Below are 23,278 nucleotides of genomic sequence, written 5' to 3' on the forward strand. Positions count from 1 at the left end.
GTGCCCGGGGCAGGGCACCCAAGAGTCTTGTGGTGCAGCTGCAGCGCCTTGCTACGCCGTGCCCGGGGCAGGGCACCCAAGAGTCTTGTGGTGCAGCTGCAGCGCCTTGCTACGCCGTGCCCGGGGCAGGGCACCCAAGAGTCTTGTGGTGCAGCTGCAGCGCCTTGCTACGCCGTGCCCGGGGCGGGGCACCCAAGAGTCTTGTGGTGCAGCTGCAGCGCCTTGCTACGCCGTGCCCGGGGCGGGGCAGCCAAGAGTCTGGTGGTGCAGCTGCAGCGCCTTGCTACGCCGTGCCCGGGGCGGGGCAGCCAAGAGTCTTGTGGTGCAGCTGCAGCGCCTTGCTACGCCGTGCCCGGGGCGGGGCAGCCAAGAGTCTGGTGGTGCAGCTGCAGCGCCTTGCTACGCCGTGCCCCTACTCAACAATTGGAAAGGGCGCGATCGCCGCAAATTCCCCTCTCAATGAGAGATCATCCAAGGACGCCCGCGATCGCTATGGCAATAATGCTGCTGCGTCGCTGATTTCTGGTTTTCAGGGCGATGGATAATGCGAGGTTCTGCACTCCCCTCAATGTGAGCTTTCAACGAAGAAGATAGCATCATCCCAGCAATTGAATAAATGCGTTTAGCTTCGACGTGACAAGTTGGGCAAAGCATCGGTTTGCTAGCTTCGCTCATACTGCGCCATTGCTCGAAGGTTCCACAAGTTTCGCAGCGAAATTCGTAAAGTGGCATAACAGAATTTTAGATTTCAGATTGAAGAATTGCAGATTTTGGATTTTCTCTCGTTCCCGGGATCCGGTCTGGGAACGAAATCCTCCGCCTCTGGCGATAACAGCGAGGTATAACCTCGCCAATGGCGTTCCCAGGCGGGAGCCTGGGAACGAGAACAATGGCGTTCCCAGGCGGGAGCCTGGGAACGAGAACAAGGAGAACAGACAGGCGGGAGCCTGGGAAGAATAACAAAGAATTAAACTATGAAGGCAGCACATTCCGCTCAAAAATTGCGGTGGGAACTGCCAGGGTGCAACAAGCATTGGGAATATCGACAATGCCGCTAATTCGTCCTTCGACGGGTGCTGCACCTAAAAGTAAATAAACCTGTTCTCCCGTGTAGCCAAACTTCTTGAAATACTCAATCGCATTCAAACAAGCACGCCGATAGGCAACGTGAGCATCCAGGTAATATTGCTGACCCGTAAATTCATCAACGGAAATCCCTTCAAATACCAAGTATTCTGAATAACGAGGTTCCACCGGCCCCGGTTTGAAAATCGGATTTGTCATGCCGTATTTTTCCATACCGCCTTTAATGATATCTACGTGCAAATCCAGGTAACCCGCCATCTCAATTGCACCGCAGAACGATATTTCCCCATCGCCTTGGGAAAAGTGAATATCTCCCATGGAAAGTTTCGCCCCTTCCACATAAACTGGGAAGTAAATCCGCGAACCTTTAGAGAGATTTTTGATATCGCAATTTCCCCCATGTTCGCGGGGTGGAACGGTTCTGGCAGCTTCCTGTGCAACGCGGTCGTAGTCTGCACCTTGCAACGATCCGAGAATCGCATTTTTTGGGTTTGGTAATGCTGCTAAAGGCGGTACTCGATCCGGGTTCGTTGCGACTAATTCTGCTTCTCGCTTATTCCATTTTGCTAGTAGTTCGTGGGAAGGCGCACAACCAATTAAACCGGGGTGGGGAATTCCGGCAAATCTGACGTCGGGAATGTGACGCGATCGCGTATAAATTCCCTGTATATCCCAAATCGCTTTTTGGGCAATTGGAAAGTGATCTGTAAGAAAACCTCCCCCATTTTCCCTGGCAAAAATCCCCGTAAATCCCCATTCGTATTCCGAAAGCGTTCCCACATCCAAAATATCAACGACTAAAATATCTCCTGGTTGCGCCCCATTAACATAAATTGGCCCGCTTAATACGTGAACAACCGTTAAATCTACATCCCGCACGTCATCCGGGCTATCGTTATTGCCAATTTGTCCATCCGTCCAGTCTTTGCATTCAATCCGAAACACCGCCCCCGGATTAACAGAAACTACCGCTGGAATATCCGGATGCCAGCGATTGTGACCCACCAGAGGTTGCTCGGTAAACGGTTTTTTCAAGTCAACTTTGAACAGAACTTCAGGCATAATCTCTCCCTGATACTTTACTTTTGTTTAATTGCAATTAGCTTCGCATCGTCAAAAACAATTTAGCCAATTTAGTAGATTTTTTTCTACAATAATGGTAAACTTATTGTAAATATTTGATTTTAATTCTTAAGTTTAATCAAAAATAAAAATGAGAATCATACTCATAAAATTGTAGCCGCTCGGTTGCTAAGCACAAAAGCGATCGGTATTCTCAGTAAATAATGTCGGATTTCCTCAAGTGAACCAAATTCCCAAAACAACAGATAACTTGTCATGGGGCTGGCATGGTAGCCTGGATTTAGCCTATGCTCGTCGCCGGGGCGTTACCCAAGTGATTTATAATCAAGCGCAAGCGCCGCTAAAGGTGCAACGTCCGTTTTATCCAGAAGGGGAAGAAGTTTGTCACAGTGTAATTTTACACACGGCTGGGGGGATGGTGGGAAGCGATCGCCTCTCGTTCAACTTCCACCTGCAAAAAGACGCGCAAGCTTTAATTACCACCACTGCTGCGAGTAAAATTTATCGCAGTAACGGACAAACAGCACAAATTTCGATGCAAATGCAACTGGACGCAGGTGCAAATTTAGAATGGTTACCCCAGGAAACAATAATTTTTAACGGCGCGATTTATCGGCAAGATATGCGAGTAGAATTAGCTCCAGGAGCTAGTTGGTTAGCTTGGGAAATTACCCGGTTTGGACGCAGTGCTAGAGGAGAAAAATTCTGGCAGGGAGAGTGGCGAAGTAATACGGAAATATGGCAGCAAGGACGCCCTTTGTGGATCGACAGACAAAGGCTATTTGCTAGTGAAGAAACGATCAACAGTCCCCACAGTTTAGCTGGATATCCGATTGTGGCGAGTTTAACTTGGGTAGGACAACCCGCGACACCGGAGTTAGTAGAAAAAGCGCGAAATCTCTGGCAAACACACCCCCCCCTTAACAAGGGGGGGGCAGGGGGGGGGATCGGCGTCACCCGCTTAACCGAAGGGTTATTATGCCGATATCGTGGCAATTCCACAACAGAAGTGAGAAACTGGTTTATAGCCGTATGGCATCTGTTACGTCAATCTTTTTTAGAACGTCCCGCCATATTACCGCGAGTTTGGCAACGCTAATAACGAGAAACCTCAGATGAACGATCAACAACTTCCTATTGACATTCCCCTAGACAAAATAACCGATTTTTGTCAGGGAAATCAAATCAGCAAACTATCGCTTTTTGGCTCAGTTTTGCGCGATGATTTTAGACTTGATAGTGATGTCGATATTTTAATAGAATTGAGGCCCGGAAAAAGCATTGGTTTTTTGGGTTTAGCAGGATGGGAAATTGAACTCACAGAAATGATCGGGCGTCAAGTGGATTTACGATTTCCAGAAGAGTTAAGTCGTTACTTTCGGCAAAAAGTACTTGATTCAGCACAGGTGATATATGTTCATAGATGATTCAGTACGGTTGCGTCATATGCTGGACGCTGCACGGGAAGCTATTTCTTTTGCTCAAAATAGAACAAGAAGCGACCTCGACAACGACCGGATGCTAACTCTATCTCTGGTCAAATGCGTCGAAATTATTGGCGAAGCTGCATCTCGGATTACAAACCAACGTCAAAATGAATTGCCCCAAATACCTTGGGCGCAAATTATTGGCATGAGAAATCGCCTGATTCACGGCTACTACGATATTAAGTTGGATCTAGTTTGGGATACAATAACCTAAGATTTGCCACCCTTGATAGCCGAACTTGAGAAAATTATTGCATCTGAACCGGAAGAATAGCCATGCAACTCACACCACAAGAAAAAGATAAATTACTAATTTTCACCGCTGCCTTGTTAGCAGAACGCCGTAAAGCTAGAGGTTTAAAACTCAATTATCCCGAAGCAGTGGCTTATATTACTGCGGCAATTTTAGAAGGGGCAAGAGATGGTCGCACCGTTGCAGATTTAATGAGTTATGGCACAACTTTGTTAACCAGGGAAGACGTGATGGAAGGCGTAGCGGAAATGGTGCATGAAGTGCAAGTGGAAGCAACTTTTCCTGATGGGACAAAATTGGTGACAGTTCACGATCCGATTCGTTAGTAAGAGGAAATAAGGCAATGATTCCAGGTGAAATAATTACGCCAGAGGGTGAAATTGAATTAAATGCAGGGCGTGCTACAGTGCGGTTAAGAGTAGCAAATACAGGCGATCGCCCGATTCAAGTTGGCTCTCACTTTCACTTTTACGAAGTCAACGCAGCTTTAGAATTTGACCGGGAACAAGCAAGAGGAATGCGGCTGGATATTCCAGCAGGAACAGCAGTACGCTTTGAACCAGGGGATGAACGCTCAGTCCAATTAGTTCCGTTTGCCGGTAGCCGTCAAGTTTATGGCTTCAATGGCAAAATCAACGGTAGGTTAGATGGGGAGAGTGAATAGGATTGTGGCAAAAATACCTGGAATGGGTGATGCGATCGCAGAAAATCTTTGTTGATCTGTAAATATACCAAACTCGAACACATTCCTGTCAGGATCTTCTATGCTATCTAGTGAAAAACGCCGCATCAACGTTGAGTTCTTAACCACATTGAAAGGAATGGTGGCGCTAATAAAAGACCCCGGTAAAACTGAATCTGTTTTTGATATTGAAGATAGCCTGCGGCATACCAAAGCCACTCAAATCATGGTCGAGTATGTTAAATCTAAGCCAGGGGTAGCCCAGATTGTTGAACAACGATATACCCCTCCACCAGTTGATTTGGATGCGTTGCTCAAATGTCCTCAAGATTCTTTGGGATACGCCTACGCATCTTATTTAACAAAAGCCGGTTTCGACCCCAATTTTTACCGCAAACCAGTGGGTGATGATGACATCAGCTACATTTTTTTACGCATCCGTCAAACTCATGATATTTGGCATGTCTTGACAAATTTTGGTGCTGATGAAATTGAAGAAATAGGATTGAAAGCATTTGAACTGGCGCAGACCCACAGAACGATGTCCGCAGTACTAATCTCCGGCGGGATGTTGAAAATGTTGTTTAATCAGCCAGAAAATTTAGAAAGGTTGTTGGATCGCATTGCTGTAGGATATAGAATGGGAGCCAAAGCCAAACCATTTTTAGCGCAAAAATGGGAAGAACATTGGGATAAACCTGTGGCACAATGGAGGGCTGAATTAGGAGTTGAACCCACTCCAGTTTACGTTCCTTGAAGATAGAATATTGAGGGGCGGGCATTTTGCCTCCCCTCTGACAAGATTCCAAGTTGGTGAGGGTGTTTAGATGTCCAAATTTGAGGAACTTTGCAAAGCTTATGCTGCTGCTAGGAAGCAATCTATCGAATACAAGCATTCTTGCCAGGATTTTGCTGATTTTCTGGTTCATCGGATGAGTCTATATTTTGAATGTCCGATAGAAACTGGGGAAATGCATGTAGACGAGGATGGATATCTCTTGTTTGAAATCGCCATGACATTATATGAAAATCCTCAAGAACCTAATAATTCTGCCCAGGAGAAAGTGAGCTTTTCTTTATCAATTAGAAAAAAGCGCAATACTTTTGTCGTCTCGGTTTATCCCTATGGAAACAATTTTACAATACCAAGAGATGATTTAAACAAACTAGATGAAATATATGAATTTATCAATAAGACAATTGCCGATATTTATGAGGAAAAACTTAAATTATGGCTGGGAGAAGAAGCATCAATAGACTTGGGCATTCCTTTTTAGATTCTAGAAACCCGGTTTCTTGTACAATACCTTCGTCAAAATCCGACACCCTTAAGGGTGTGGCTATACAAACAAAGCCCGCGAAGGCTGGCTGGGAAAGGATTTCAGCCTGCGTTAGCCTTGCGAGAGTTTGTGTGCCCGCTGGCGCTGCCCATGCTTTAGCGTGCGGGCGTTGCAGAAAATTGGCGAAGGTATTATTGTAGAAACCGGGTTTCTGAATTGCAGATTGCCAGCTGAAATTTGCAATTAATTTATTCACCCTGGATAAAAGATTCTCCCCATTTAACCTCAACCGTACCATTGGGCGCGATCAGAACCTTATATTCAGCTACAGGCCCCTTAATTTCCTTGGGAGGTTGATTAGTTTCCTTGTCTTTGACTGACAATTTGGGCAGGGGAGTCTTTTCCACAAAATCAACCGACAGTTTACCGATGGGTTCGTAGGAAACAATCTCTACTTCTTTGGTTACCAGCACCCGATAAACTAACGTATCGCTGAAAGTGGCGGGTGTTTGATTGTCTTCAGTAGTAGTGGATGTTTGCGAATTTTGTACGATTAATTTTTGCAGTTCTTCTTGCAACTTCTCGATGGTTGCCTTATCCGTAATAGCTGGCAGGGGCGACGCAATCGAGGTGTTCAAACTAGAGAGAATTTCAGAGGGTATACCAGCATCTTTCTTCAATTCGAGCGGTGGTTTTAGCTCGTTTTTCTCCACATCGAGAGTTTGACTGAGTAACTGGTTGACAGTTTTGCTGTCATTTTGGGTGAGCAATCGATGCTGGTATGCTGTATATTGATATTCTCTCGAAGTCTTGCCCTGAATCACATCAATCCCGTGTAGGGCTGCTTTATAACCCACATAAGCTGGCGATTCATCGACAATAGATTGCAGGGGGTGATTCGGATTGAGCAGCGCGTTTGCCCAGGTCCGAGTTAAAGGAATAATCCCAAACACAGACACTTTGTTCTCTAACTTCAAGTCCTCAACTGCCTTGACGCTCATCGAAGTATTTACCGGAGCGCCTGCCCACAATATATTGATATTCGGGTTAGCTTTCAGCATTTCCTTCACTTTTGGCAAATCTTCTTCGGTTTGTGCATTCGTCGATGCAGTTTGATTCCAACTCACCCCGGAATCTTTCATACCTGCTTGAAAGCCCTGGAAATATGGATAAAGGCGACTCGAATCTGCCCCATCCACCAGACCAACATTTAGCTGTTGACCCCGTCTATTTTTCTTGGCCCAATTTCCCAGATACTTGCCCAAATCGTAGCCCATTTTGAACGAATCGCTTTCGTAACAAGCAAACGCTACTTTCTGCCCTTCTTTCGACAGGCAATCGCCGATATTGAGCGGTACTACGCCAGAGATGTAAGCTTTTTGGATAGCAGATATGGATTCTTCCGGGTCTAGGGGTCTAACTAAAATTACATCCACATCCTCGGCGAGTAATTGTTTGATTCCTTGGGCTTCTTCTTCGATAGTCTCTCCAGTCTTGAGCGATATAATTTCAATTTGTGGGTTTTCCTTGGCTGCACTCTCCATGCCTTGCTGATACAACTTAAAAATCGCGGTATTATTTGCAATCAGCAATCCCACTTTGTACTTATCTGCACCAGGTTTGGCAATTTTTTCTGACCAATCATCATCTTTGAACGCTTTTTCCCAGTTGTAGGATCGTTTCACTTGATCTGCTGACCAAAACTTAGCTCGCTTCAGGTTAGCACGCTCAAAATCAGCCCCGATTATTATCGTGCCATTCCGCAAATCCGCATATCGCAGGGAAGCTCCTTTAAAGTTAGCTTTGTAGAGATCTGCTCCCTGAAGATTAGCGCGATTCAGGTTAGATTCTGTGAGATTGGCTAGGGTGAGAGTCGCTCCTTGAAGGTCTGCCCAAAGCAATCTAGCACCAGTGATGGAGGCTTTTTTTAGGTTCGCACCCCTGAGATAAACTCGGCTCATGCGAGTGCTATCGAGATTGGCTTCTTCTAAATTGGCTCCCTCCAAGCTAGCAGCGCGGAGAACTGCTCCTTTGAGATTCGCCCCTTTCAAATTTGCCCCTTTGAGATTGGCTCTCTCTAAGTTCGCTCCCTCCAGATTCGTTCCCTCCAGATTCGCTCCCGACAGGTTGGCTCCCTTTAAATTAGCGCCAGCCAGGTTCATCTGGGAAAGGTTAATTCCTTCATATCTATAGAATTGGGGAGGCCATTTGGCAAAAGTTGCTAATCCCAATTGAAATTTATAGCACTTATTCAGCTTAATGTCTTCCAAGTTGGCGTTGGGAGCCTGTTCTCCTAATAGACTTTCGCAGTACTTGTTGAGCGTCTCAAGCGCTTCAATTCTCGATTCTGAATATTCAACGCCCTTCTGATTTCTAATTTCTTGCCGCGCTGAATCTAGCAATTCCTGCTGTCGCTGGGGAGCTTCCATAAAGTAGGCTCCCATTGCTGCCAACAGGGTAAATTGACCAATAACTGTAGCTAAACTATATAGGGAAATATTTTCACACCATTTAACAAAGTCCCCCAGTCGCTGGTCTAAAAACTTCAAAGGGTTCAGCCACTGATTCTCAGGTTTCTTTGGCAATCTTTCCAAGTAGTAATTTTCAAACATGCGCCGGTAGCTTTCGGCTGGCATCTCCATTCGTTTAGCTTCCTGGAGCAATTTGTATTCTTTTTTAACTGGATCTTCAATCTTATCTACTCGCTTAAAGCTGGCGTCTAAGTTCTGCAATACGCTTTCTAATTCCGATATTTCAGCTTGCTCTTCTGGCGTTGCTTCAACCTTTGTTTCTGTTTCGTCTTCTGTCTTTTCCTTCCCCATAATCATTCTTTTTAGGTGTTGGCTTATTGCGATATTTTTTAGGGAAAATCGGAAGTTTGGCATAATTGTTGCAGCCAGCGGGTAAACTGGTCAATAATTCGCTGATTGCATCTTCTTCAAGTATAATCTCATTTGCTATAGCATCTTGTGTTGAGTACAATTATTTAATTTAATAAATAAAAGCTCAAAAAAATTAAAGCTAGTCAAGAGGTCATCATATGAGCTATAGAATGGATCGCCGCGCCTATGCCGAAACTTATGGCCCGACAGTGGGGGATCGCATCCGCTTAGCCGATACAGAATTATTCATCGAAGTCGAACGAGATTTTACCACCTACGGCGATGAAGTCAAATTCGGCGGCGGTAAAGTTATCCGCGATGGGATGGGACAATCTCCCATTTCTAACGCCGATGGTGCTGTCGATATGGTGATTACCAATGCCCTAATTTTAGATTGGTGGGGGATTGTCAAAGCCGATATTGGGATAAAAGATGGCAAAATTTGCCAAATTGGTAAAGCCGGAAATCCCTATATTCAAGATAACGTTGATATTATTATCGGCCCCGGCACCGAAGTCGTTGCTGGAGAAGGAAAGATTCTCACCGCAGGTGGAATTGATACGCACATTCACTTTATTTGCCCGCAGCAAATTGAGGTAGCGATCGCATCCGGCATCACCACCATGCTGGGCGGCGGTACTGGCCCCGCCACGGGTACAAATGCTACCACCTGCACACCCGGCCCTTGGCATATTTACCGAATGCTGCAAGCCGCCGACGCCTTCCCCGTGAACCTGGGATTTTTGGGCAAAGGCAATAGCAGCCAGCCCCAAGGACTCGAAGAACAAATCCTCGCCGGTGCAATGGGTTTAAAGTTGCACGAAGATTGGGGAACCACCCCCGCAGCAATTGATACCTGTTTGACCGTGGCGGAAAAATACGATGTACAGGTAGCAATTCATACCGATACTCTCAACGAAGCCGGGTTTGTGGAAGCTACTATCGCCGCGTTTAAAGGTCGCGCCATACATACCTACCATACGGAAGGTGCGGGGGGCGGACACGCACCGGACATTATCAAAGTGTGCGGTGAAGCGAATGTGTTGCCTTCTTCGACCAATCCGACGCGCCCTTATACTTTGAATACCTTAGACGAACACTTGGATATGTTGATGGTGTGCCATCACCTGTCGCCGGGGATTCCAGAGGATGTGGCGTTTGCAGAATCAAGGATTCGCAGGGAAACTATTGCCGCTGAGGATATTTTGCACGATTTGGGCGCTTTTAGCATGATTTCCTCGGATTCTCAGGCGATGGGCAGAGTGGGAGAAGTGATTATTCGCACTTGGCAGACGGCGCATAAGATGAAAGTGCAGCGGGGGTTGCTTTTGGACGGGCAAGATGCCCATCCCACAAGAGTTGATGCCCATCCTGCAAGAGTTGAGCATGATAATTTTCGGGCGAAGCGGTATGTGGCAAAATATACTATCAATCCGGCGATTACCCATGGGATTGCACAGTATGTGGGGTCTGTGGAAGAGGGGAAATTGGCGGATTTGTGTCTTTGGCAACCAGCGTTTTTTGGGGTGAAACCGGAAATGGTTATTAAGGGGGGTGCGATCGCCTACTCCCAGATGGGGGATGCGAATGCAAGTATTCCTACGCCGCAACCCGTGCATATGCGCCCGATGTTTGGTAGTTTTGCAGGAGCAAGAACAGCTACATCTTTAACCTTTGTTTCCCAAGCGGCATTAGAAAGAGAAATTCCGGCGCAATTAAAGTTACAAAAATCTGCCGTTGCAGTTGCGGGGACGCGCCAAATTAGCAAGCGGGATATGAAATTAAACGATGCATTACCCCGCATGGAAGTCGATGCGGAAACTTACGAAGTGAGGGCAGATGGCGAGTTGTTAATTTGCGAACCTGCGACAGTTTTGCCAATGGCGCAGCGGTACTTTTTGTTTTAGCTAAAGCAGGGAGATAAGGGAGACAAGGGAGGTGCAGAGGGAAATTTGAATCTATTGCTCTCCATCTCCTCAGCTTCCTACCTTCCTCACCCTCCCAGATTGCCATGCTGCTTGTTATGTTAAAATAAAACAATATTTATGAGGAAGAAGCCAATATGCGCCAAGCCATCTTTCTTTCTTCTCCTGATGTTTGGCAACGAGGACACGGAGAAAATCATCCCCTTAAACCTGAACGATTGCAGCGCACGTTTGAATTGCTTTGTGAATACAATGCTTTTAATGCACCCAACGTTCGGGTTGTGTCGCCTCGCCTTGCTACCGATGATGAGTTAGCTCTTTTCCACACTCGACAATATATTGAAGTGGTGCGATCGCTCAACAACGATAGCAATAAAAAAGAGGGCTTCCGGTATGGATTTGATTCGGCAGATAACCCGATTTTTCCTGATATGTTTGCATCGGAAAGCTTAAAGGTAGGCAGCGCTCTTTTAGGGGCAGAATTGTTAATCAAACAAGAGTGCGATGTCGCTTTCAGCTACAGTGGCGGATTGCACCACAGCCTCCCAGATCGAGTATCGGGTTTTTGCGTCTTCAACGATGCGGCAGTAGCAATTCACTGGTTACTGCAACAAGGATTGCGCGTGGCGTATGTCGATATCGACGTGCATCACGGGGACGGCGTGCAAGCAGCTTTCTACGATAACGACCAAGTATTAACTATTTCTCTGCATCAGGTTCCTTTATTTCCTGGCAGCGGATATGTTGATGAAATCGGGGTAGATAAAGGCAAGGGTTACTGCGTTAACGTCCCCTTACCTCCGCGTACAGACGATCGAACTTACTTGTGGGCATTTAATCAAGTGGTTCCCCCCCTTGTGGAACGGTTTAAACCTGATATTGTCGTCACTCAGTTAGGAGTTGATACCCACTACAAAGACCCTTTAGCAGGAATGAATTTAACTACAAACGGACAGACAAATTTATTTGCAGCTTTAGATAAATTAGCTCCCAAATGGCTGGCATTGGGCGGTGGCGGATATGATATTTCCGTTGTACCCCGTGCCTGGACATTAGCTTTTGGCGTCATGTCAGGACAGGAATTTCCAGAGCAATTACCAACTAATTATCGCGCTAAGTATGGAGGGCAATGGCTGTGGGATAAACCATTGGCAGAAAGTACATTACCCCAAGTTAGACAAAGGGTAGAAGCGGTGGTCGCTGAGGTCAAAAAGTGCCATCAAATTGCCAGCTAATAATTGATACCAAATCCGCTTTAATTTTTGGTTATTTTTAGATCGTGGTGCAGTTTTAACCTCATGAGTTCCGATCGTAATTCTATTGCGCGATCGCTTTCTGAAAAATTCTGATCGCTTCTCCTGTATCTGTTTCTGCAATCAGAATACAGCGTTTGAATAAATCAATATCGAGGTCTTCTAATCCGGGTAACTTGCTACGATCGATGCGTTCGTAGCCACTGGTGTTAAGCGCATATAACATTAAAACTCCATCTTGCCATAACCAAACTTCGGGAACCTCTAACGCGCGATAACGTGCAAGTTTATCGATGCCACCACTGGTGAAAATAACCTCAATTGAAAGATCGGGAATTGGCTTAACACTGCCAATGCAATAAGACTGATCGGCTTGAGCTGATGCTTCTCCTTCTCGCTCTTGGGTCATGGCTCCTGTAGGTTGAAAGAAAATTCCTTTCTGAGCTAGAAAGCATGTCACCAACCAACCGATAACGTGCCCAAAAAGTTCATGTTCGCGTCCTGGCATGAGAATTTCAATTGTTCCATTATAGTAAAATAAACGGATTCCAGTGGAGCCTTCAAATCCTTTTTGAATGTGTTTGAACTGTGTCCAGGTTCGTCCCCGATCGACGATGCGTTGATCCTGGATTGGAGATTTCCGCAGTGGCGTTTGTGTCATAGCGATCGCGCCTCATCTTAGCCCAATTAATGCTTTCAGTTTACCTACCAGCCCTCAAAACCTGTTCAGCCGTCAATTTTAAATCTGGGAAGGTTTTAGAGACGATCGTCTGATTACCCCGAAGTTGCTGAATTTCATAATCTCCGTTCGCTAGCGTACAGATAGAGAGGGTAGGTTGCTTGGGTTTGCCAATGTGTCGAGTACCCCCTAATCCTGCGTAGTCTGCAATCCAATATTCGGGAATGCCTAAAACCGCGTAGTCTTCAACTTTACGAGCATAATCATTTTGCCAGTTGCTACTCACAACTTCCGCCACAAATTTGATCGAACTACCCAGCGTCAAGATCGACTGGTCAGACCAAAGCGGTTCATTGGTAAGTTCATTTCGTGAAGCGAAGCTATCCCGTAGGGAATCGACAATTGCAACATCAGGTCGAAATGCTGTCATCTCAATGTTAGAAGGGCGCAATAGTCCTCGCTGAAGAACAAACCAAGGTAAGCCTGTTCCGTCGATCTGAACGCAGATCTTTGTAGTAATAAAGGCTGCAACCTCTTCATGCAAACCTGTTGGTTCCAAGTCAAACACCTCTCCATCGATCAGTTCGTAGCGATTCTCGCCACCATAACGCGCGAGAAACTCGTCAAAACTGAGTGGTTTCTGTTGTATTGGTTGGTCGATCGAAATCGTCATAGGTCAACCTAGCCCAATTAATGCTTTCAGTCTACCAGAGCTTACTTTCAAAGTATCTCTCTTACAATGCGATCGCTTGTTAGCGACTGATATCATGTCAGGCTTTTCACCCTTAATTAAAACTCTCCGCGTCCCCGCGTCCCCGTTTCTCCGCGTCAGTCCTAATTATGGGTATTCAACCGGACATCATATGACAGTATATTTTCCCGATCTCCCGTACCCACCCCACAAAATTTTTGTGACTTTGTGAGGTGGGCATCTCGATCTTACAGCGGATTGCTTTCTTAGTGAGGTACACCTTTGTTTGTGTAGCGGCACCCTTAAGGGTGCCGCTACACAAACAAAGCGATAACGCTTTCCCTCACGCGGCTGCAAGCCGCTATAATCGCCCGCTACAACAGAGTTATTTGTGCGATCGCCCAGATCGAACACTACCTCAAATCGCTTGTTAGGGATTCGCTGACGGAACAGGCGCAAATGTCCCTCTGCATCAGAACGACTCTTGTATCGGCTGATGGTCACCCATTGCAGCGTTGGCAGTAGACGCACGACTGCCCAAGGCTTAAGACGATCGTTGTCAGCCATAATAGAGTAATCTCCTTTCTAAATTGGAGCCAGAGCCAGCGCTGTACTTGCCATAGTTGGGCGCTGGCTTTTGACTATTTGATGAGAATTGCAAAAAACATAGAAAAATCTTCCATGTTTTTCTTTGGTTTACTACACCTTACCATATAAATTTCGGAATTTAAAGTCCTATTAAATCATACTAAATCAGCATTAGTAAGCCTTAGTAAGCATTAGTAAGCATTTCTCATGCTCGGTATGCCAAACAACCAAGTAGTGTGTAATATAATGAATGGATGAAACTTCCATACAACAGAAGTACATGAGTAACAGCAAACGCATTTCAGTTTCTGTGACAGCAGAAACCAGGAATAATCTACAAGCACTATGTGAGGTCGAAAAGCGATCTATGTCCAATTTTGTGAAGTTGTTGATACAAAGTGCCATCGACACAGCCAAGGCAAAGGGGAAGATTGAATGAAGTGCGATCGTTGTTGCAGGGACACGGCATCCGAATAACTTTGATTTAGTCACAAAACTTACTCTAGCCTTAGTCCCTACCTTGTCGTTGATACAACTAAAAACAACTGCGAGCATATATATGAAAGTCAAAAATATCCAAATACCAACCGATAAAATAGCCGAATTCTGTCAGCGCTGGAAAATTACCGAATTTGCCTTATTTGGTTCTGTCTTGCGCGATGATTTTCGTCCAGACAGCAGCGATGTTGATGTATTGGTGACGTTTGCACCAGATGCTCATTGGACTTTATTTGATATGGTTCATATGGAAGAAGAGTTAGAATCAATCTTTGGGCGCAAGGTTGATTTGGTCAGCAAACGGGGAATTGAGGAAAGCCTCAACTATCTACGTCGTCAAAATATTCTTGGGAGCGCAGAAATTATTTATGTCAACTCGTGACCTTGATTACCTGCTGGATATTCTGATATCTGCAAAACTAGCTTTGAGCTATGTCTCTGGTAAGACTTTGACTGAATTTGAGGCAGATATCCAATGCCAAGATTCTGTAACGCGAAGACTTGAAATTATTGGAGAGGCGGCTAAAAGACTATCTCAAGCAACTCGACTGTCACTGTCTCAAATACCTTGGAGTGACATGATTGGAATGAGAAATAGGATGATTCATCAGTATGACAAGGTGAATTTAGCTATTGTTTGGGATACCGTTCAAAACGCTTTACCGCCGTTAATTGTGGAACTGGAAACAGTTGTTCCACCCGAAGATAGAGCATAGGGCGCGCGTTCGCCATCTCCCACCCGCTGGCACTCTCAGTAGTGTTTGTAGTATTTGGTTGCATTAGTTACCTAAAAACTATAGGAGAACGCGTAAATTTGGTGGGGCTTGCGAGCAGCGCACAAAAGAAGTTATACAATTTTCTTTTATTGACTCTACATAGCGGCTCGGATCTTGCACCCGCTTTCCTGTCTCTCCAGCAGAAATACATCGGGGGAATGAGGTCAGTTGGTCAGTTTAGGTGAAAACTAATACAAAAGGTACTAGACAAAGATCAATTTTTATCAGCTTTATGGCAAAACCTCTCGGCACTATGACAAGTATATTCTCGTCTCAAACCTCAAAGCCAGATCGTATCCTGGTTGTAGACGATTCTCCCGATAACGTATTTCTGATTCAAGCGATTTTGGAAGAAGAAGGTTACAAAATCAGCACCGCAGCAGATGGTCGTTCCGCACTGGCGCAGCTGGAGCAGGAATTACCGGATTTAGTATTGCTAGACGTAATGATGCCGGGAATGGACGGCTACGAAGTCACCCAGCGCATCCGCGCCATGACATCGTTACCGTTTATCCCAATTTTATTGATCACCGCCTACGACCAGCCTAGTGTAGCCCAAGGGTTAGACACCGGAGCCGATGATTTTATCCGCAAACCCGTGGAAGTAGACGAATTGCTGGCGAGGGTGAGAGCGCTGTTGCGACTTAAGCATAGCGTGGACGAACGCGATGCGATCGCACGCCAGCGAGAAGATTTTGTTTCCCGCCTCACCCACGACTTACGCACGCCGTTAATCGCCGCAGATCGGATGCTAAATTTAATGCTGCAAGGCGCTTTGGGAGAATTGTCCCCCACGATGCTGGAAGTAATTTCTACCATGACTCGCAGTAACCAAAACCTGCTGGCAATGACCAATACCTTACTGGAAGTGTATCGTTACGAAGCAGGTCGCAAAACCTTAAGCTTCTCCCCAGTTGACTTGCGAGATCTGCTCAAAGAGATTATCGCAGAACTCTCCCCCTTAGCCGGGGATAAAAAACTGTCTCTAACTCTGGCATTCTCCCAGAACAATTCCGGTCATCCAGACCAGTTTACCGTTGCAGGCGATCGCTTGGAACTCCATAGAGTTTTCACCAATATCATCGGCAATGCAATTAAATTCACAGACACTGGTGCCATCGATGTCCACCTCAACAGCGCTAATAGCACCCCTAACGGTGCTAGACCCCAGGTAACCATTGAAATTCAAGATACAGGTCCAGGCATCCCAAAAGAAGAACAAGCTTGGCTGTTTGAAAGATTTCGCCAAGGACGTCACAAGCATTCCGGTAGCGGTTTGGGGTTACACCTGTCCCAGCGCATTGTGGAAGCTCATCAAGGAACAATTCAGGTCAAGTCAGAAGTCGGTCAAGGATCTTTGTTTATTATCTCTCTACCCGCCCAGCAATCCTGAAATTCCTAATCTTTCGCGGTTAATGGTTCATTGTTGCCACAGCAATGAACCATTAAAATCCAAAAATAGTCTAAAATACAAAACTGAAAATCTACACTGAAAAACTCAAATGCTAGTTCAATTAGAAATTAGCGAAATAATTCGTCAGCAACGGCTCTTTTTTGCCACGGGAAAAACTAAAGATGTCTCGTTCCGCCTCGAACAGCTCAAGATTTTAAACCAAGCTATTTTAGATAATGAAGCTGCTATCATTGAGGATCTGAATGCCGACCTCAAAAAGCCAACCCTTGAGGCGTATGCCTTGGAAATTGCAGTAGTTAAAAAAGAAATTAATCACGCCATCAAGCATATTAAAAGTTGGACAAAACCCAAGAAAGTAACAGAAATTCCTTTAGAACAATTTCCCGCTTCAGCTATCATTTATCCCGAACCCTTGGGCGTTGTGTTGATTATCGCGCCTTGGAACTACCCGTTTCAGCTAACGCTCTCGCCGTTAGTGGGAGCGATCGCCGCAGGAAACTGCGCCATTTTAAAACCTTCAGAACTCGCCCCCCATACGTCTCGCGTTATCGCAGATATATGCCAAAAAAACTTTGACCCCGCCTACATCGCGGTCGTAGAAGGCGGCGTCGAAACCAGCCAACAATTATTAAAAGAAAAGTTCGATCATATCTTTTTCACCGGCGGCACGGCAGTTGGTAAAATTATCATGGAAGCCGCCGCCAAACAACTAACTCCCGTTACCCTAGAACTCGGCGGCAAAAGTCCTTGTATTGTCGATGCCGATATAAACCTGGAACATACTGCTAGAAGAATTGCTTGGGGAAAATTCATCAATGCCGGTCAAAGTTGCATCGCACCCGATTATATTTTAGTCGATAAAACCATCAAAAAAGATTTGATAGAAAACATCAAAAAATGCCTGAAAGAATTTTATGGCGATGACCCGGAAAACAATCCAGATTACGGCAGAATTATCAATCAAAAACAGTTCGATCGTCTCACAGCATTCCTAAACGGCGAAATAATTGTAGGTGGAAAAACCAACCCCGAAACCCTATACATCGCCCCCACTCTGATAGATAATGTTTCCCTAGATGCGCCGCTCATGCAAGAGGAAATTTTTGGCCCCATTCTGCCAATAATAGAGTATAATAATCTATCAGAAGCTATTGGCATTGTTAACGCCCAGCCAAAACCTCTAGCCCTTTATTTGTTTTCCAAAAACAAAAATTATCAAGAGCGAGTTTTGCGAGAAACTTCATCGGGAGGTGTCTGTATCAACGACACCGTAATGCAAGTAGGCATACCCGATTTACCCTTTGGGGGTGTTGGTTTCAGTGGTATTGGCAGCTATCACGGCCAAGCCAGTTTTGATATCTTCTCCCATCAAAAAAGCGTGTTGAAGCGGTCTTTTCTCATGGATTTGAAATTGCGCTACGCACCCTATAAAGGTAAGCTAGATTTACTCAAAAAAATCATTGGTTAAGGAAATTGCAGATGGCAGATTTTAGATTTCAGATTCAGGTCTGACGCCAACAATCTCAATGTAGGGTGCGTTAGCTGTCGTCGTAACGCACCATCTCCACCATATCTGGAGTTGCTGCGTAATACCAAATCCGGGTTAACAACCCCCTTTATTCTTACAGACCGCGCAGGCGGTCTTTGTTTGTGTAGGCGCGACTTAAGTCGTTCGCGATAAAGGGGGTAATGAAAGCGGATTTAGTATAATATCATGTTCGGTAGCAATGGTAGTGTATAGTAGGGGCGGGTTTTACGAGAGATATTTGCTACCAGCGCTAAGGTTTAATAAACCCGCCCCGGCAGAGGTTACCGATGCCTAAAGACGATTTTTTACAGGCTTACGCAAATACACTGTGATGGTGCGTTACGAAGAAAGCTAACGCACCCTACATATAGTTACTTTGCGATCGCAGATGCCAAATTTAACTCAATCTGCAATCTACAATCTACAATCTAAAATTAAAACAGGCCGCTATAGCGTTCTTCCGCCCAAGGTTCGCCCCGGCGGTGATAGCCATTGCGTTCCCAAAAACCCAATTCTTCTTGGTCTAAAAACTCTAGACCATTGAGCCATTTAGCACTTTTCCAGGCATAAAGATGGGGAACTACAAGGCGTAAAGGACCACCATGTTCTGCGGGTAACGGTTCGCCAAACAAAGTATGGGCAAAAAAGTTTTCTTCCCGCCAGAAGTCTGCCATAGAAATATTAGTAGTGTAGCCGCCGTAGCAGTGTTCCATAATATGACTTGCTTTGGGGTCTACTTCCACATGCTGCATAAAGTCTGTGACTTTCACCCCAGTCCACTTCACATCTAGCCGCGACCAACGGGTAACGCAGTGAAAATCTGCGGTAAACTCGTGTTGGGGCATTGCCATAAAGTCGGCGAAAGTGAAAGTCTTTGGTTGAGCCAAACCCCAGACCCGAAATTCCCAGTTTTCGATGCTGACTTTGGGAGTTTCACCATAAGTCAAGACGGGGAAACCTTTGGTTTCATATTGACCTGGGGGGATGCGATCGCTCATTTCCGATCCCGGCTTCTTGAAAAACTTTCCGATCATATTACCAGCCACAATAAAGTTTTCCGTGCTGACCCGACAGAACTGCTATGTTCCTGTCATGTCAGCATCCATAGTTACATTTTGTTACAAAATCAGCTATCGGGCAGCGAACCGAAAAATAAACTGGGCTAGTCAAACCGATGCGTCTCACATCTAAGACTAGGAGATTACTCTTGAGACTCTTCTTCGTCTTCCTTAGACGGATACACGAACTTAGACCGCCCAGTCAAAATCGACTTGCCCAAGCTGAGGGCTTTTTGTGCTTGAATTGCCGCCTTATGTCTCCAGGTAGCTCTGCGCTTATCCCGTTTGGATTTGGATGTTTTCTTCTTAGGAACCGCCATGACGATCTTGGAAAATTGGACAACCTTTCTATTTTAGCTGAATGTTAGGACTCCCCACATAGATCAAACTGGTATCGGGTAGTGCGCGCTGAGGTTTCCCGTTACCCCATCGCCACTACCCGATATTGGGGCAGAAAACATTTTCAACTTCCTTGGTACGGAATTTTAGAAATTGCGACGAAAGCCCCCATTGCCGGTAGAACCATTCGTGCCGTTGAAATTCCCCGTTCCAGGCGTGCCGGTTGTACCGTTGAAATTCGTCGTTCCGGGGGTGCCGGTTGTACCGTTGAAATTCGTGGTTCCGGGGGTGCCGGTTGTACCGTTGAAATTCGTGGTTCCGGGGGTGCCGGTATTGCCGTTGAAATTCGTCGTTCCGGGGGTGCCGATTGTGCCGGTTGTGCCATTGGGTACCAATTGTCCCGGCACAGTTCCGGGTACAACGATGGTGCCATTTGGTAACACTTGTCCCGGCACAACGGTGGGTACAACGATAGTGCCGTTTGGTAGCACTTGTTGTTGTCCCAGCACGATGCCTGCTGGCACTATAGCTCCATTGGGTAGAACTTGTGCTTGTCCGAGACCATTTCCCGGTACGGCGGTGCCATTGGGAACTGCTTGTCCGGGAGTGCCAACGGGTGTTGCACCTGCTGCGGCAATACCGGGGGTATTCGGGGCGGTGTTATCGAGCCTTAAAAGAGATCTGGCACTCTTAAAATAGGTTGCCCAGCGTTGGGGACTGGGATTGCGCACCCAGTCTTGACGATTGACTTCTAAAGAGAGAATCGGTGCAGCAGAACCTTCATTTTGCCCGACAACGGTAACGGCAACCGCTCTGCTAGAAGGGTTTTGGTTAAAGGTACGAATAGCGGCATCTGTTACGACTGCCTCGGCTCTGCGGATAAAGGTATCGTAGCTTTCATTGGGTTGGCGATTAAGGAAAAGGTTAACGCGAGCGGTATCGGCTTGGGAAACTGGCTGTGCGAGCGCACCATTAGCCAGCCAGACACTGCCTCCCAATCCTAGTAAAGCCGCTAGACTTAACGGAGCGATGGCCAAATACTTAGACTGCCACATAATTCTTGCCTTCAACGCGCCAGTAAATCGCGGGTTTGAAACTGGAGCGCAAAAACTCTACATATCTGTACATTTATGGTTATTTTGCGGAGGTTTAGGCATAGTCGTAACCATCCCGACGATGAACGGGCGTTAAATAGTCCAATTTGATTGACCTCCGTTTTTTGTCGATTACAAACTCACCGTAACCATGAGACATTGGACAGACTCGTGCCGTAAAAGTCCCTTTATATTTGCCTTTCAAGACATCGGCGCGAACAATATCACCAGTACAAAAACCGTGAATGGGACGTAATGGGCGATGCTTAATAGGATAGCCAAACTTGTCTGTCTGGCAACGTTGTCTGCCACCAAAACCAGTGGCTTTTACTTTGAGAATTTTGGTTGTAACAAGTTTTATGGTTTCAACCACACCAACACAAGCTGCATCAATCCAGTGTGCTTTTGGTAACTCAAATCGCATCCTGTTGAATTTAGTTTGTCCGCCGGTTCCAGTGGTTACAGGTAGTCCAAATCGTTTTAGCGCATTTAACAACGCCCACCTAGTAGCGTTGACTGATGCAGCATCTTTTAGCGGTTTGGTTGCTTGTCGCAATACAGTATTGAGAACATCTGGTTTCCCTTTGAGAAAGTCTTTGATATCCTTATTTCCTTTACGCTGGCACTTGTGGCAAGCAAGACTTAGGTTTGATATCCGATCTGAACCACCTTTTGACTTTGGTTGAATGTGTTCAATTTCCAACGGGACATCTTTGACACCGCAGTAAGCACACGCTCTGTTCCACTTCTGTAGCAAGTACTCGCGGCATTCATAGCCGTGTAACGTTCCTTGCTGGTACTCGGTTCCAGAGATTTCTGGATTCACAATGGCTGGCGTATCGAACTTAACTACTTCCTGAACGATAGAACCAATTGGCGCAAATTTTTGGAGTCGTTTTACCCAGGTTTCAGTTGTAAAAACGCGGTGAGCAAGAGAGGGAGCCAACCAACCATCGGGACGTTTACGGTTGAAGAAACTAGCTTTCCGATAACGAGTATTGCGATTTCTGCGACAAGAGCGTACCGCTAATCGATGTAAGAGAGCAGCCTTGATTTGTTGACCACGGTGTTGCAACTCCATTGCCCAGATAACATTTCCTTGATTAGTTACTAGCGCAATGCCAGTAAACTTTGAACCTGGATCGATTTTGAGCGTGAGCGGATACACATTCGCGTTCTCAATGACTCGCTTTAGCATCAAAGTGAACGGATAGCGCCGAAATACGGTGGCCTTCCTAGAATCCAATAATTTACGAGCTTTTGCTGCATGTACTGGATTAAGAGGTGTCTTGTTCCCATCGATAAGAAGTGCGTAATTTGACATATTCTGTCATCTTTATTGCTAAGTAATGTTTGCCTCGTCAATGTTCAAATGGCTTTTTAGGAAGGCGGCACTATAGCTATAAACCCATTCGCTAATTTCTTAACCACCTTCGACAGATAGCTACAAGCTGGCGTTCACCTGTAGGTGTCATGACCAAATAAACGTAGTCAGTTAAGACTTAGACTGCACGCTCCGACGCTTTTTCCAGATCTGACCAGCTTTGGCTAGTTCTGCATAGGTTTTTCGGAGCGGTTGGTTGTCCTCTTTCTTTACCGTAGCTCTGGGCGTAGTGACTCTAATCTGCATTATGGCGTAGACACTCCCAGCCTGTAGACCGATCTTGCGAAATGTTGCGCCTGCCTTATCTAGCGGGTTGCGAACGGTTATTTACACGCTGCTTTCCAACCCTGGCGCGATTAATTGGTCTGGTATTGGTTGAAGGCTGAGTTGAGCTAGGATTTGCTGGCGCAGCAGGGGCAGGGGCAGCAGGGGCAGCAGGCGCGGCATTACCGGGTGAGGCGGGTTGTGCGGGAGTTGCTCCCCCACCCAGGGTGAAGGGGATTTCAAAGGTTTTCTTGCTGTCATCCACATTTTCCGTGATATTCTGTTCTCTTCCTTCCACCAGCAACCTCAACCTAAAAGGAATCGCACCCGACCCAGTGGCGCAGCGTTGGTAAAGATTCACCTTGACTACGTAATTACCCGGTGGCGCGCCGGAGGGAGGCCAAAAGATATTCTCGACCGGATTGGTGATGGTATCCTGGCAGTTTGCATTGCTATCCACGTCGAGTTGACCTCCCGATGCTACCCGCTTGTTCTGGAAGAACACTCGCTGACCGCTGGGATCGATAATTTCTAAGTCCAGGTCATCGGTTGAGGACCATCTCAAAGTTGATTGAATCACCCCCGTGCCTAAAGTTGGTTCAGGTCTTTGCCTAGCTTGAGCAGGAGTAGCCGCAACTACGGGGTCATCTATTCTCAAGAGTTGCTTCGAGTTGGGATAATAAGTAGACCAGCGTCGCGCATCGGGACGACTCCTCCAGTTTTCGCGACTGACGGTCAAAGTTAAAATTGGCGCTGATAAACCGATATGCTGACCTGTAATGATAATTTCTGCTTCCGTCGCCAAAATGTCGTTGTCGAAGCTGCGCTGAGCAGCCGCCCTGGCAACGGCTTCGGCACGGCGCACCAAAGTGTCGTATGATTCATTTGGCTGGCGTTCCAAAATAACGTTAACGCGAGAGGTATAAGCTCGTGCAATCTTTGGCGCGATCGCGTCACTCACCAAGCAGATGCTACTACCCAATCCCAGCCAAACTACTAAACCATAAGACGCAATTCGCATTACTATACTCCTA

Annotated in this window: 27 protein-coding genes; 15 read left to right on the forward strand and 12 right to left on the reverse strand. The window is 46.1% G+C overall.

Annotation, left to right across the window (positions count from 1 at the left end; translation table 11 throughout):
• Window positions 1-322: 322 nt before the first annotated feature.
• Window positions 323-463 carry a hypothetical protein gene (locus tag MiSe_RS20020; RefSeq protein ID WP_226584173.1) on the forward strand — a complete coding sequence of 47 codons (141 nt, stop codon included), beginning with the start codon at window positions 323-325 and terminating at the stop codon, window positions 461-463.
• Here the strand turns inward: MiSe_RS20020 and MiSe_RS20025 are convergent.
• Both MiSe_RS20025 and fmdA read right to left on the reverse strand, forming a co-directional pair.
• Window positions 457-732, reverse strand: coding sequence for an FmdB family zinc ribbon protein (locus MiSe_RS20025; protein ID WP_226584176.1), 276 nt, complete (start codon window positions 730-732; stop codon window positions 457-459). The genes MiSe_RS20020 and MiSe_RS20025 overlap by 7 nt on opposite strands.
• Window positions 733-972: 240 nt before the next feature.
• Window positions 973-2,148: a formamidase gene (gene fmdA, locus MiSe_RS20030; protein ID WP_226584181.1), complete on the reverse strand. Its 1,176-nt coding sequence runs from the start codon at window positions 2,146-2,148 to the stop codon at window positions 973-975.
• Between the two features lie 241 nt (window positions 2,149-2,389).
• Here fmdA and MiSe_RS20035 point away from each other — a divergent pair, with 241 nt between their 5' ends.
• From MiSe_RS20035 to MiSe_RS20065, 7 genes are all read left to right on the forward strand, one after another.
• Window positions 2,390-3,268, forward strand: coding sequence for an urease accessory protein UreD (locus tag MiSe_RS20035; RefSeq protein ID WP_226584184.1), 879 nt, complete (start codon window positions 2,390-2,392; stop codon window positions 3,266-3,268).
• 16 nt (window positions 3,269-3,284) lie between these two features.
• A complete protein-coding gene (locus MiSe_RS20040; protein ID WP_226584187.1) occupies window positions 3,285-3,596 on the forward strand; it encodes a nucleotidyltransferase family protein in 312 nt (103 codons plus the stop codon).
• Window positions 3,583-3,870, forward strand: coding sequence for a HepT-like ribonuclease domain-containing protein (locus MiSe_RS20045; protein ID WP_226584191.1), 288 nt, complete (start codon window positions 3,583-3,585; stop codon window positions 3,868-3,870). The genes MiSe_RS20040 and MiSe_RS20045 overlap by 14 nt, the downstream gene beginning before the upstream one ends.
• Before the next feature lie 62 nt (window positions 3,871-3,932).
• A complete protein-coding gene (ureA, locus tag MiSe_RS20050; RefSeq protein WP_226584194.1) occupies window positions 3,933-4,235 on the forward strand; it encodes an urease subunit gamma in 303 nt (100 codons plus the stop codon).
• A 17-nt stretch (window positions 4,236-4,252) separates the two neighbouring features.
• On the forward strand, window positions 4,253-4,573 hold the full coding sequence (locus tag MiSe_RS20055; RefSeq protein WP_226584197.1) for an urease subunit beta: 321 nt from the start codon (window positions 4,253-4,255) through the stop codon (window positions 4,571-4,573).
• A gap of 100 nt (window positions 4,574-4,673) precedes the next feature.
• A complete protein-coding gene (locus MiSe_RS20060; RefSeq protein ID WP_226584200.1) occupies window positions 4,674-5,348 on the forward strand; it encodes a Coq4 family protein in 675 nt (224 codons plus the stop codon).
• Between the two features lie 70 nt (window positions 5,349-5,418).
• Window positions 5,419-5,868, forward strand: a complete 450-nt coding sequence (locus MiSe_RS20065) for a hypothetical protein (protein WP_226584203.1) — start codon at window positions 5,419-5,421, stop codon at window positions 5,866-5,868.
• Between the two features lie 251 nt (window positions 5,869-6,119).
• Here MiSe_RS20065 and MiSe_RS20070 read toward each other — a convergent pair whose 3' ends face one another.
• Both MiSe_RS20070 and MiSe_RS20075 read right to left on the reverse strand, forming a co-directional pair.
• On the reverse strand, window positions 6,120-8,693 hold the full coding sequence (locus MiSe_RS20070; protein WP_226584205.1) for a pentapeptide repeat-containing protein: 2,574 nt from the start codon (window positions 8,691-8,693) through the stop codon (window positions 6,120-6,122).
• Window positions 8,650-8,853 carry a hypothetical protein gene (locus MiSe_RS20075; RefSeq protein ID WP_226584208.1) on the reverse strand — a complete coding sequence of 68 codons (204 nt, stop codon included), beginning with the start codon at window positions 8,851-8,853 and terminating at the stop codon, window positions 8,650-8,652. Before MiSe_RS20075 ends, MiSe_RS20070 begins: the two co-directional genes overlap by 44 nt.
• 58 nt (window positions 8,854-8,911) lie before the next feature.
• Here MiSe_RS20075 and ureC point away from each other — a divergent pair, with 58 nt between their 5' ends.
• Window positions 8,912-10,660, forward strand: coding sequence for an urease subunit alpha (gene ureC, locus MiSe_RS20080; RefSeq protein ID WP_226584211.1), 1,749 nt, complete (start codon window positions 8,912-8,914; stop codon window positions 10,658-10,660).
• Between the two features lie 155 nt (window positions 10,661-10,815).
• Window positions 10,816-11,913, forward strand: coding sequence for an acetoin utilization protein AcuC (locus MiSe_RS20085; RefSeq protein ID WP_226584212.1), 1,098 nt, complete (start codon window positions 10,816-10,818; stop codon window positions 11,911-11,913).
• Between the two features lie 82 nt (window positions 11,914-11,995).
• On the opposite strand, the gene MiSe_RS20090 is transcribed toward MiSe_RS20085, so the two are convergent.
• From MiSe_RS20090 to MiSe_RS20100, 3 genes are all read right to left on the reverse strand, one after another.
• Window positions 11,996-12,592, reverse strand: a complete 597-nt coding sequence (locus tag MiSe_RS20090; protein ID WP_226584214.1) for a Uma2 family endonuclease — start codon at window positions 12,590-12,592, stop codon at window positions 11,996-11,998.
• A 40-nt stretch (window positions 12,593-12,632) separates the two neighbouring features.
• Window positions 12,633-13,283, reverse strand: coding sequence for a Uma2 family endonuclease (locus tag MiSe_RS20095; RefSeq protein ID WP_226584216.1), 651 nt, complete (start codon window positions 13,281-13,283; stop codon window positions 12,633-12,635).
• Window positions 13,284-13,469: 186 nt separating this feature from the next.
• Window positions 13,470-13,868: a hypothetical protein gene (locus tag MiSe_RS20100; protein ID WP_226584218.1), complete on the reverse strand. Its 399-nt coding sequence runs from the start codon at window positions 13,866-13,868 to the stop codon at window positions 13,470-13,472.
• Between the two features lie 301 nt (window positions 13,869-14,169).
• On the opposite strand from MiSe_RS20100, the gene MiSe_RS52780 reads away from it, so the two are divergent.
• The 5 genes from MiSe_RS52780 to MiSe_RS20125 all read left to right on the forward strand — a co-directional run bounded on the left by MiSe_RS52780 (window position 14,170) and on the right by MiSe_RS20125 (window position 18,045).
• The gene (locus tag MiSe_RS52780) at window positions 14,170-14,328 is read left to right on the forward strand and encodes a ribbon-helix-helix domain-containing protein (protein WP_226584291.1); all 159 of its coding nucleotides are present in this window, start codon (window positions 14,170-14,172) and stop codon (window positions 14,326-14,328) included.
• A 120-nt stretch (window positions 14,329-14,448) separates the two neighbouring features.
• On the forward strand, window positions 14,449-14,769 hold the full coding sequence (locus MiSe_RS20110) for a nucleotidyltransferase family protein (RefSeq protein ID WP_226584219.1): 321 nt from the start codon (window positions 14,449-14,451) through the stop codon (window positions 14,767-14,769).
• Window positions 14,756-15,103, forward strand: a complete 348-nt coding sequence (locus MiSe_RS20115; RefSeq protein ID WP_226584221.1) for a HepT-like ribonuclease domain-containing protein — start codon at window positions 14,756-14,758, stop codon at window positions 15,101-15,103. Before MiSe_RS20110 ends, MiSe_RS20115 begins: the two co-directional genes overlap by 14 nt.
• 313 nt (window positions 15,104-15,416) lie before the next feature.
• Window positions 15,417-16,556, forward strand: coding sequence for an ATP-binding response regulator (locus tag MiSe_RS20120; protein WP_226584223.1), 1,140 nt, complete (start codon window positions 15,417-15,419; stop codon window positions 16,554-16,556).
• A 109-nt stretch (window positions 16,557-16,665) separates the two neighbouring features.
• Window positions 16,666-18,045 (forward strand): aldehyde dehydrogenase, encoded by a 1,380-nt coding sequence (locus MiSe_RS20125; RefSeq protein WP_226584225.1) that lies wholly within the window; start codon window positions 16,666-16,668, stop codon window positions 18,043-18,045.
• A gap of 494 nt (window positions 18,046-18,539) precedes the next feature.
• On the opposite strand, the gene MiSe_RS20130 is transcribed toward MiSe_RS20125, so the two are convergent.
• The 5 genes from MiSe_RS20130 to MiSe_RS20150 form a co-directional block, all read right to left on the reverse strand.
• Window positions 18,540-19,139, reverse strand: coding sequence for a sulfite oxidase-like oxidoreductase (locus MiSe_RS20130; protein WP_226584294.1), 600 nt, complete (start codon window positions 19,137-19,139; stop codon window positions 18,540-18,542).
• Window positions 19,140-19,306: 167 nt separating this feature from the next.
• The gene (rpmF, locus tag MiSe_RS20135; protein ID WP_226584229.1) at window positions 19,307-19,483 is read right to left on the reverse strand and encodes a 50S ribosomal protein L32; all 177 of its coding nucleotides are present in this window, start codon (window positions 19,481-19,483) and stop codon (window positions 19,307-19,309) included.
• A 165-nt stretch (window positions 19,484-19,648) separates the two neighbouring features.
• Window positions 19,649-20,557, reverse strand: a complete 909-nt coding sequence (locus MiSe_RS20140; protein ID WP_226584231.1) for a hypothetical protein — start codon at window positions 20,555-20,557, stop codon at window positions 19,649-19,651.
• Window positions 20,558-20,651: 94 nt separating this feature from the next.
• Window positions 20,652-21,920 (reverse strand): RNA-guided endonuclease IscB, encoded by a 1,269-nt coding sequence (gene iscB, locus MiSe_RS20145; protein ID WP_226584233.1) that lies wholly within the window; start codon window positions 21,918-21,920, stop codon window positions 20,652-20,654.
• Window positions 21,921-22,281: 361 nt separating this feature from the next.
• Complete coding sequence (locus MiSe_RS20150) at window positions 22,282-23,265, reverse strand: DUF2135 domain-containing protein (RefSeq protein WP_226584234.1); 984 nt, start codon at window positions 23,263-23,265, stop codon at window positions 22,282-22,284.
• Window positions 23,266-23,278: the final 13 nt, after the last annotated feature.

Origin of the sequence: Microseira wollei NIES-4236, from assembly GCF_020521235.1 — a bacterium.
In the GTDB taxonomy this organism is placed as follows: domain Bacteria; phylum Cyanobacteriota; class Cyanobacteriia; order Cyanobacteriales; family Aerosakkonemataceae; genus Microseira; species Microseira wollei.

Bases quoted from the DNA above. Each gene is read 5' to 3' on its own strand.
- MiSe_RS20090 (WP_226584214.1), bottom strand. From the start codon at position 12,592: ATGACACAAACGCCACTGCGGAAATCTCCAATCCAGGATCAACGCATC.
- MiSe_RS20140 (WP_226584231.1), bottom strand. From the start codon at position 20,557: ATGTGGCAGTCTAAGTATTTGGCCATCGCTCCGTTAAGTCTAGCGGCT.
- MiSe_RS20100 (WP_226584218.1), bottom strand. From the start codon at position 13,868: ATGGCTGACAACGATCGTCTTAAGCCTTGGGCAGTCGTGCGTCTACTG.
- MiSe_RS20115 (WP_226584221.1), top strand. From the start codon at position 14,756: ATGTCAACTCGTGACCTTGATTACCTGCTGGATATTCTGATATCTGCA.
- ureC (WP_226584211.1), top strand. From the start codon at position 8,912: ATGAGCTATAGAATGGATCGCCGCGCCTATGCCGAAACTTATGGCCCG.
- MiSe_RS20110 (WP_226584219.1), top strand. From the start codon at position 14,449: ATGAAAGTCAAAAATATCCAAATACCAACCGATAAAATAGCCGAATTC.
- MiSe_RS20055 (WP_226584197.1), top strand. From the start codon at position 4,253: ATGATTCCAGGTGAAATAATTACGCCAGAGGGTGAAATTGAATTAAAT.
- MiSe_RS20065 (WP_226584203.1), top strand. From the start codon at position 5,419: ATGTCCAAATTTGAGGAACTTTGCAAAGCTTATGCTGCTGCTAGGAAG.
- MiSe_RS20040 (WP_226584187.1), top strand. From the start codon at position 3,285: ATGAACGATCAACAACTTCCTATTGACATTCCCCTAGACAAAATAACC.
- MiSe_RS20070 (WP_226584205.1), bottom strand. From the start codon at position 8,693: ATGGGGAAGGAAAAGACAGAAGACGAAACAGAAACAAAGGTTGAAGCA.
- MiSe_RS20095 (WP_226584216.1), bottom strand. From the start codon at position 13,283: ATGACGATTTCGATCGACCAACCAATACAACAGAAACCACTCAGTTTT.
- MiSe_RS20125 (WP_226584225.1), top strand. From the start codon at position 16,666: ATGCTAGTTCAATTAGAAATTAGCGAAATAATTCGTCAGCAACGGCTC.
- rpmF (WP_226584229.1), bottom strand. From the start codon at position 19,483: ATGGCGGTTCCTAAGAAGAAAACATCCAAATCCAAACGGGATAAGCGC.
- MiSe_RS20130 (WP_226584294.1), bottom strand. From the start codon at position 19,139: ATGATCGGAAAGTTTTTCAAGAAGCCGGGATCGGAAATGAGCGATCGC.
- MiSe_RS20025 (WP_226584176.1), bottom strand. From the start codon at position 732: ATGCCACTTTACGAATTTCGCTGCGAAACTTGTGGAACCTTCGAGCAA.
- ureA (WP_226584194.1), top strand. From the start codon at position 3,933: ATGCAACTCACACCACAAGAAAAAGATAAATTACTAATTTTCACCGCT.
- MiSe_RS52780 (WP_226584291.1), top strand. From the start codon at position 14,170: ATGAGTAACAGCAAACGCATTTCAGTTTCTGTGACAGCAGAAACCAGG.
- MiSe_RS20060 (WP_226584200.1), top strand. From the start codon at position 4,674: ATGCTATCTAGTGAAAAACGCCGCATCAACGTTGAGTTCTTAACCACA.
- fmdA (WP_226584181.1), bottom strand. From the start codon at position 2,148: ATGCCTGAAGTTCTGTTCAAAGTTGACTTGAAAAAACCGTTTACCGAG.
- MiSe_RS20120 (WP_226584223.1), top strand. From the start codon at position 15,417: ATGACAAGTATATTCTCGTCTCAAACCTCAAAGCCAGATCGTATCCTG.
- iscB (WP_226584233.1), bottom strand. From the start codon at position 21,920: ATGTCAAATTACGCACTTCTTATCGATGGGAACAAGACACCTCTTAAT.
- MiSe_RS20150 (WP_226584234.1), bottom strand. From the start codon at position 23,265: ATGCGAATTGCGTCTTATGGTTTAGTAGTTTGGCTGGGATTGGGTAGT.
- MiSe_RS20045 (WP_226584191.1), top strand. From the start codon at position 3,583: ATGTTCATAGATGATTCAGTACGGTTGCGTCATATGCTGGACGCTGCA.
- MiSe_RS20085 (WP_226584212.1), top strand. From the start codon at position 10,816: ATGCGCCAAGCCATCTTTCTTTCTTCTCCTGATGTTTGGCAACGAGGA.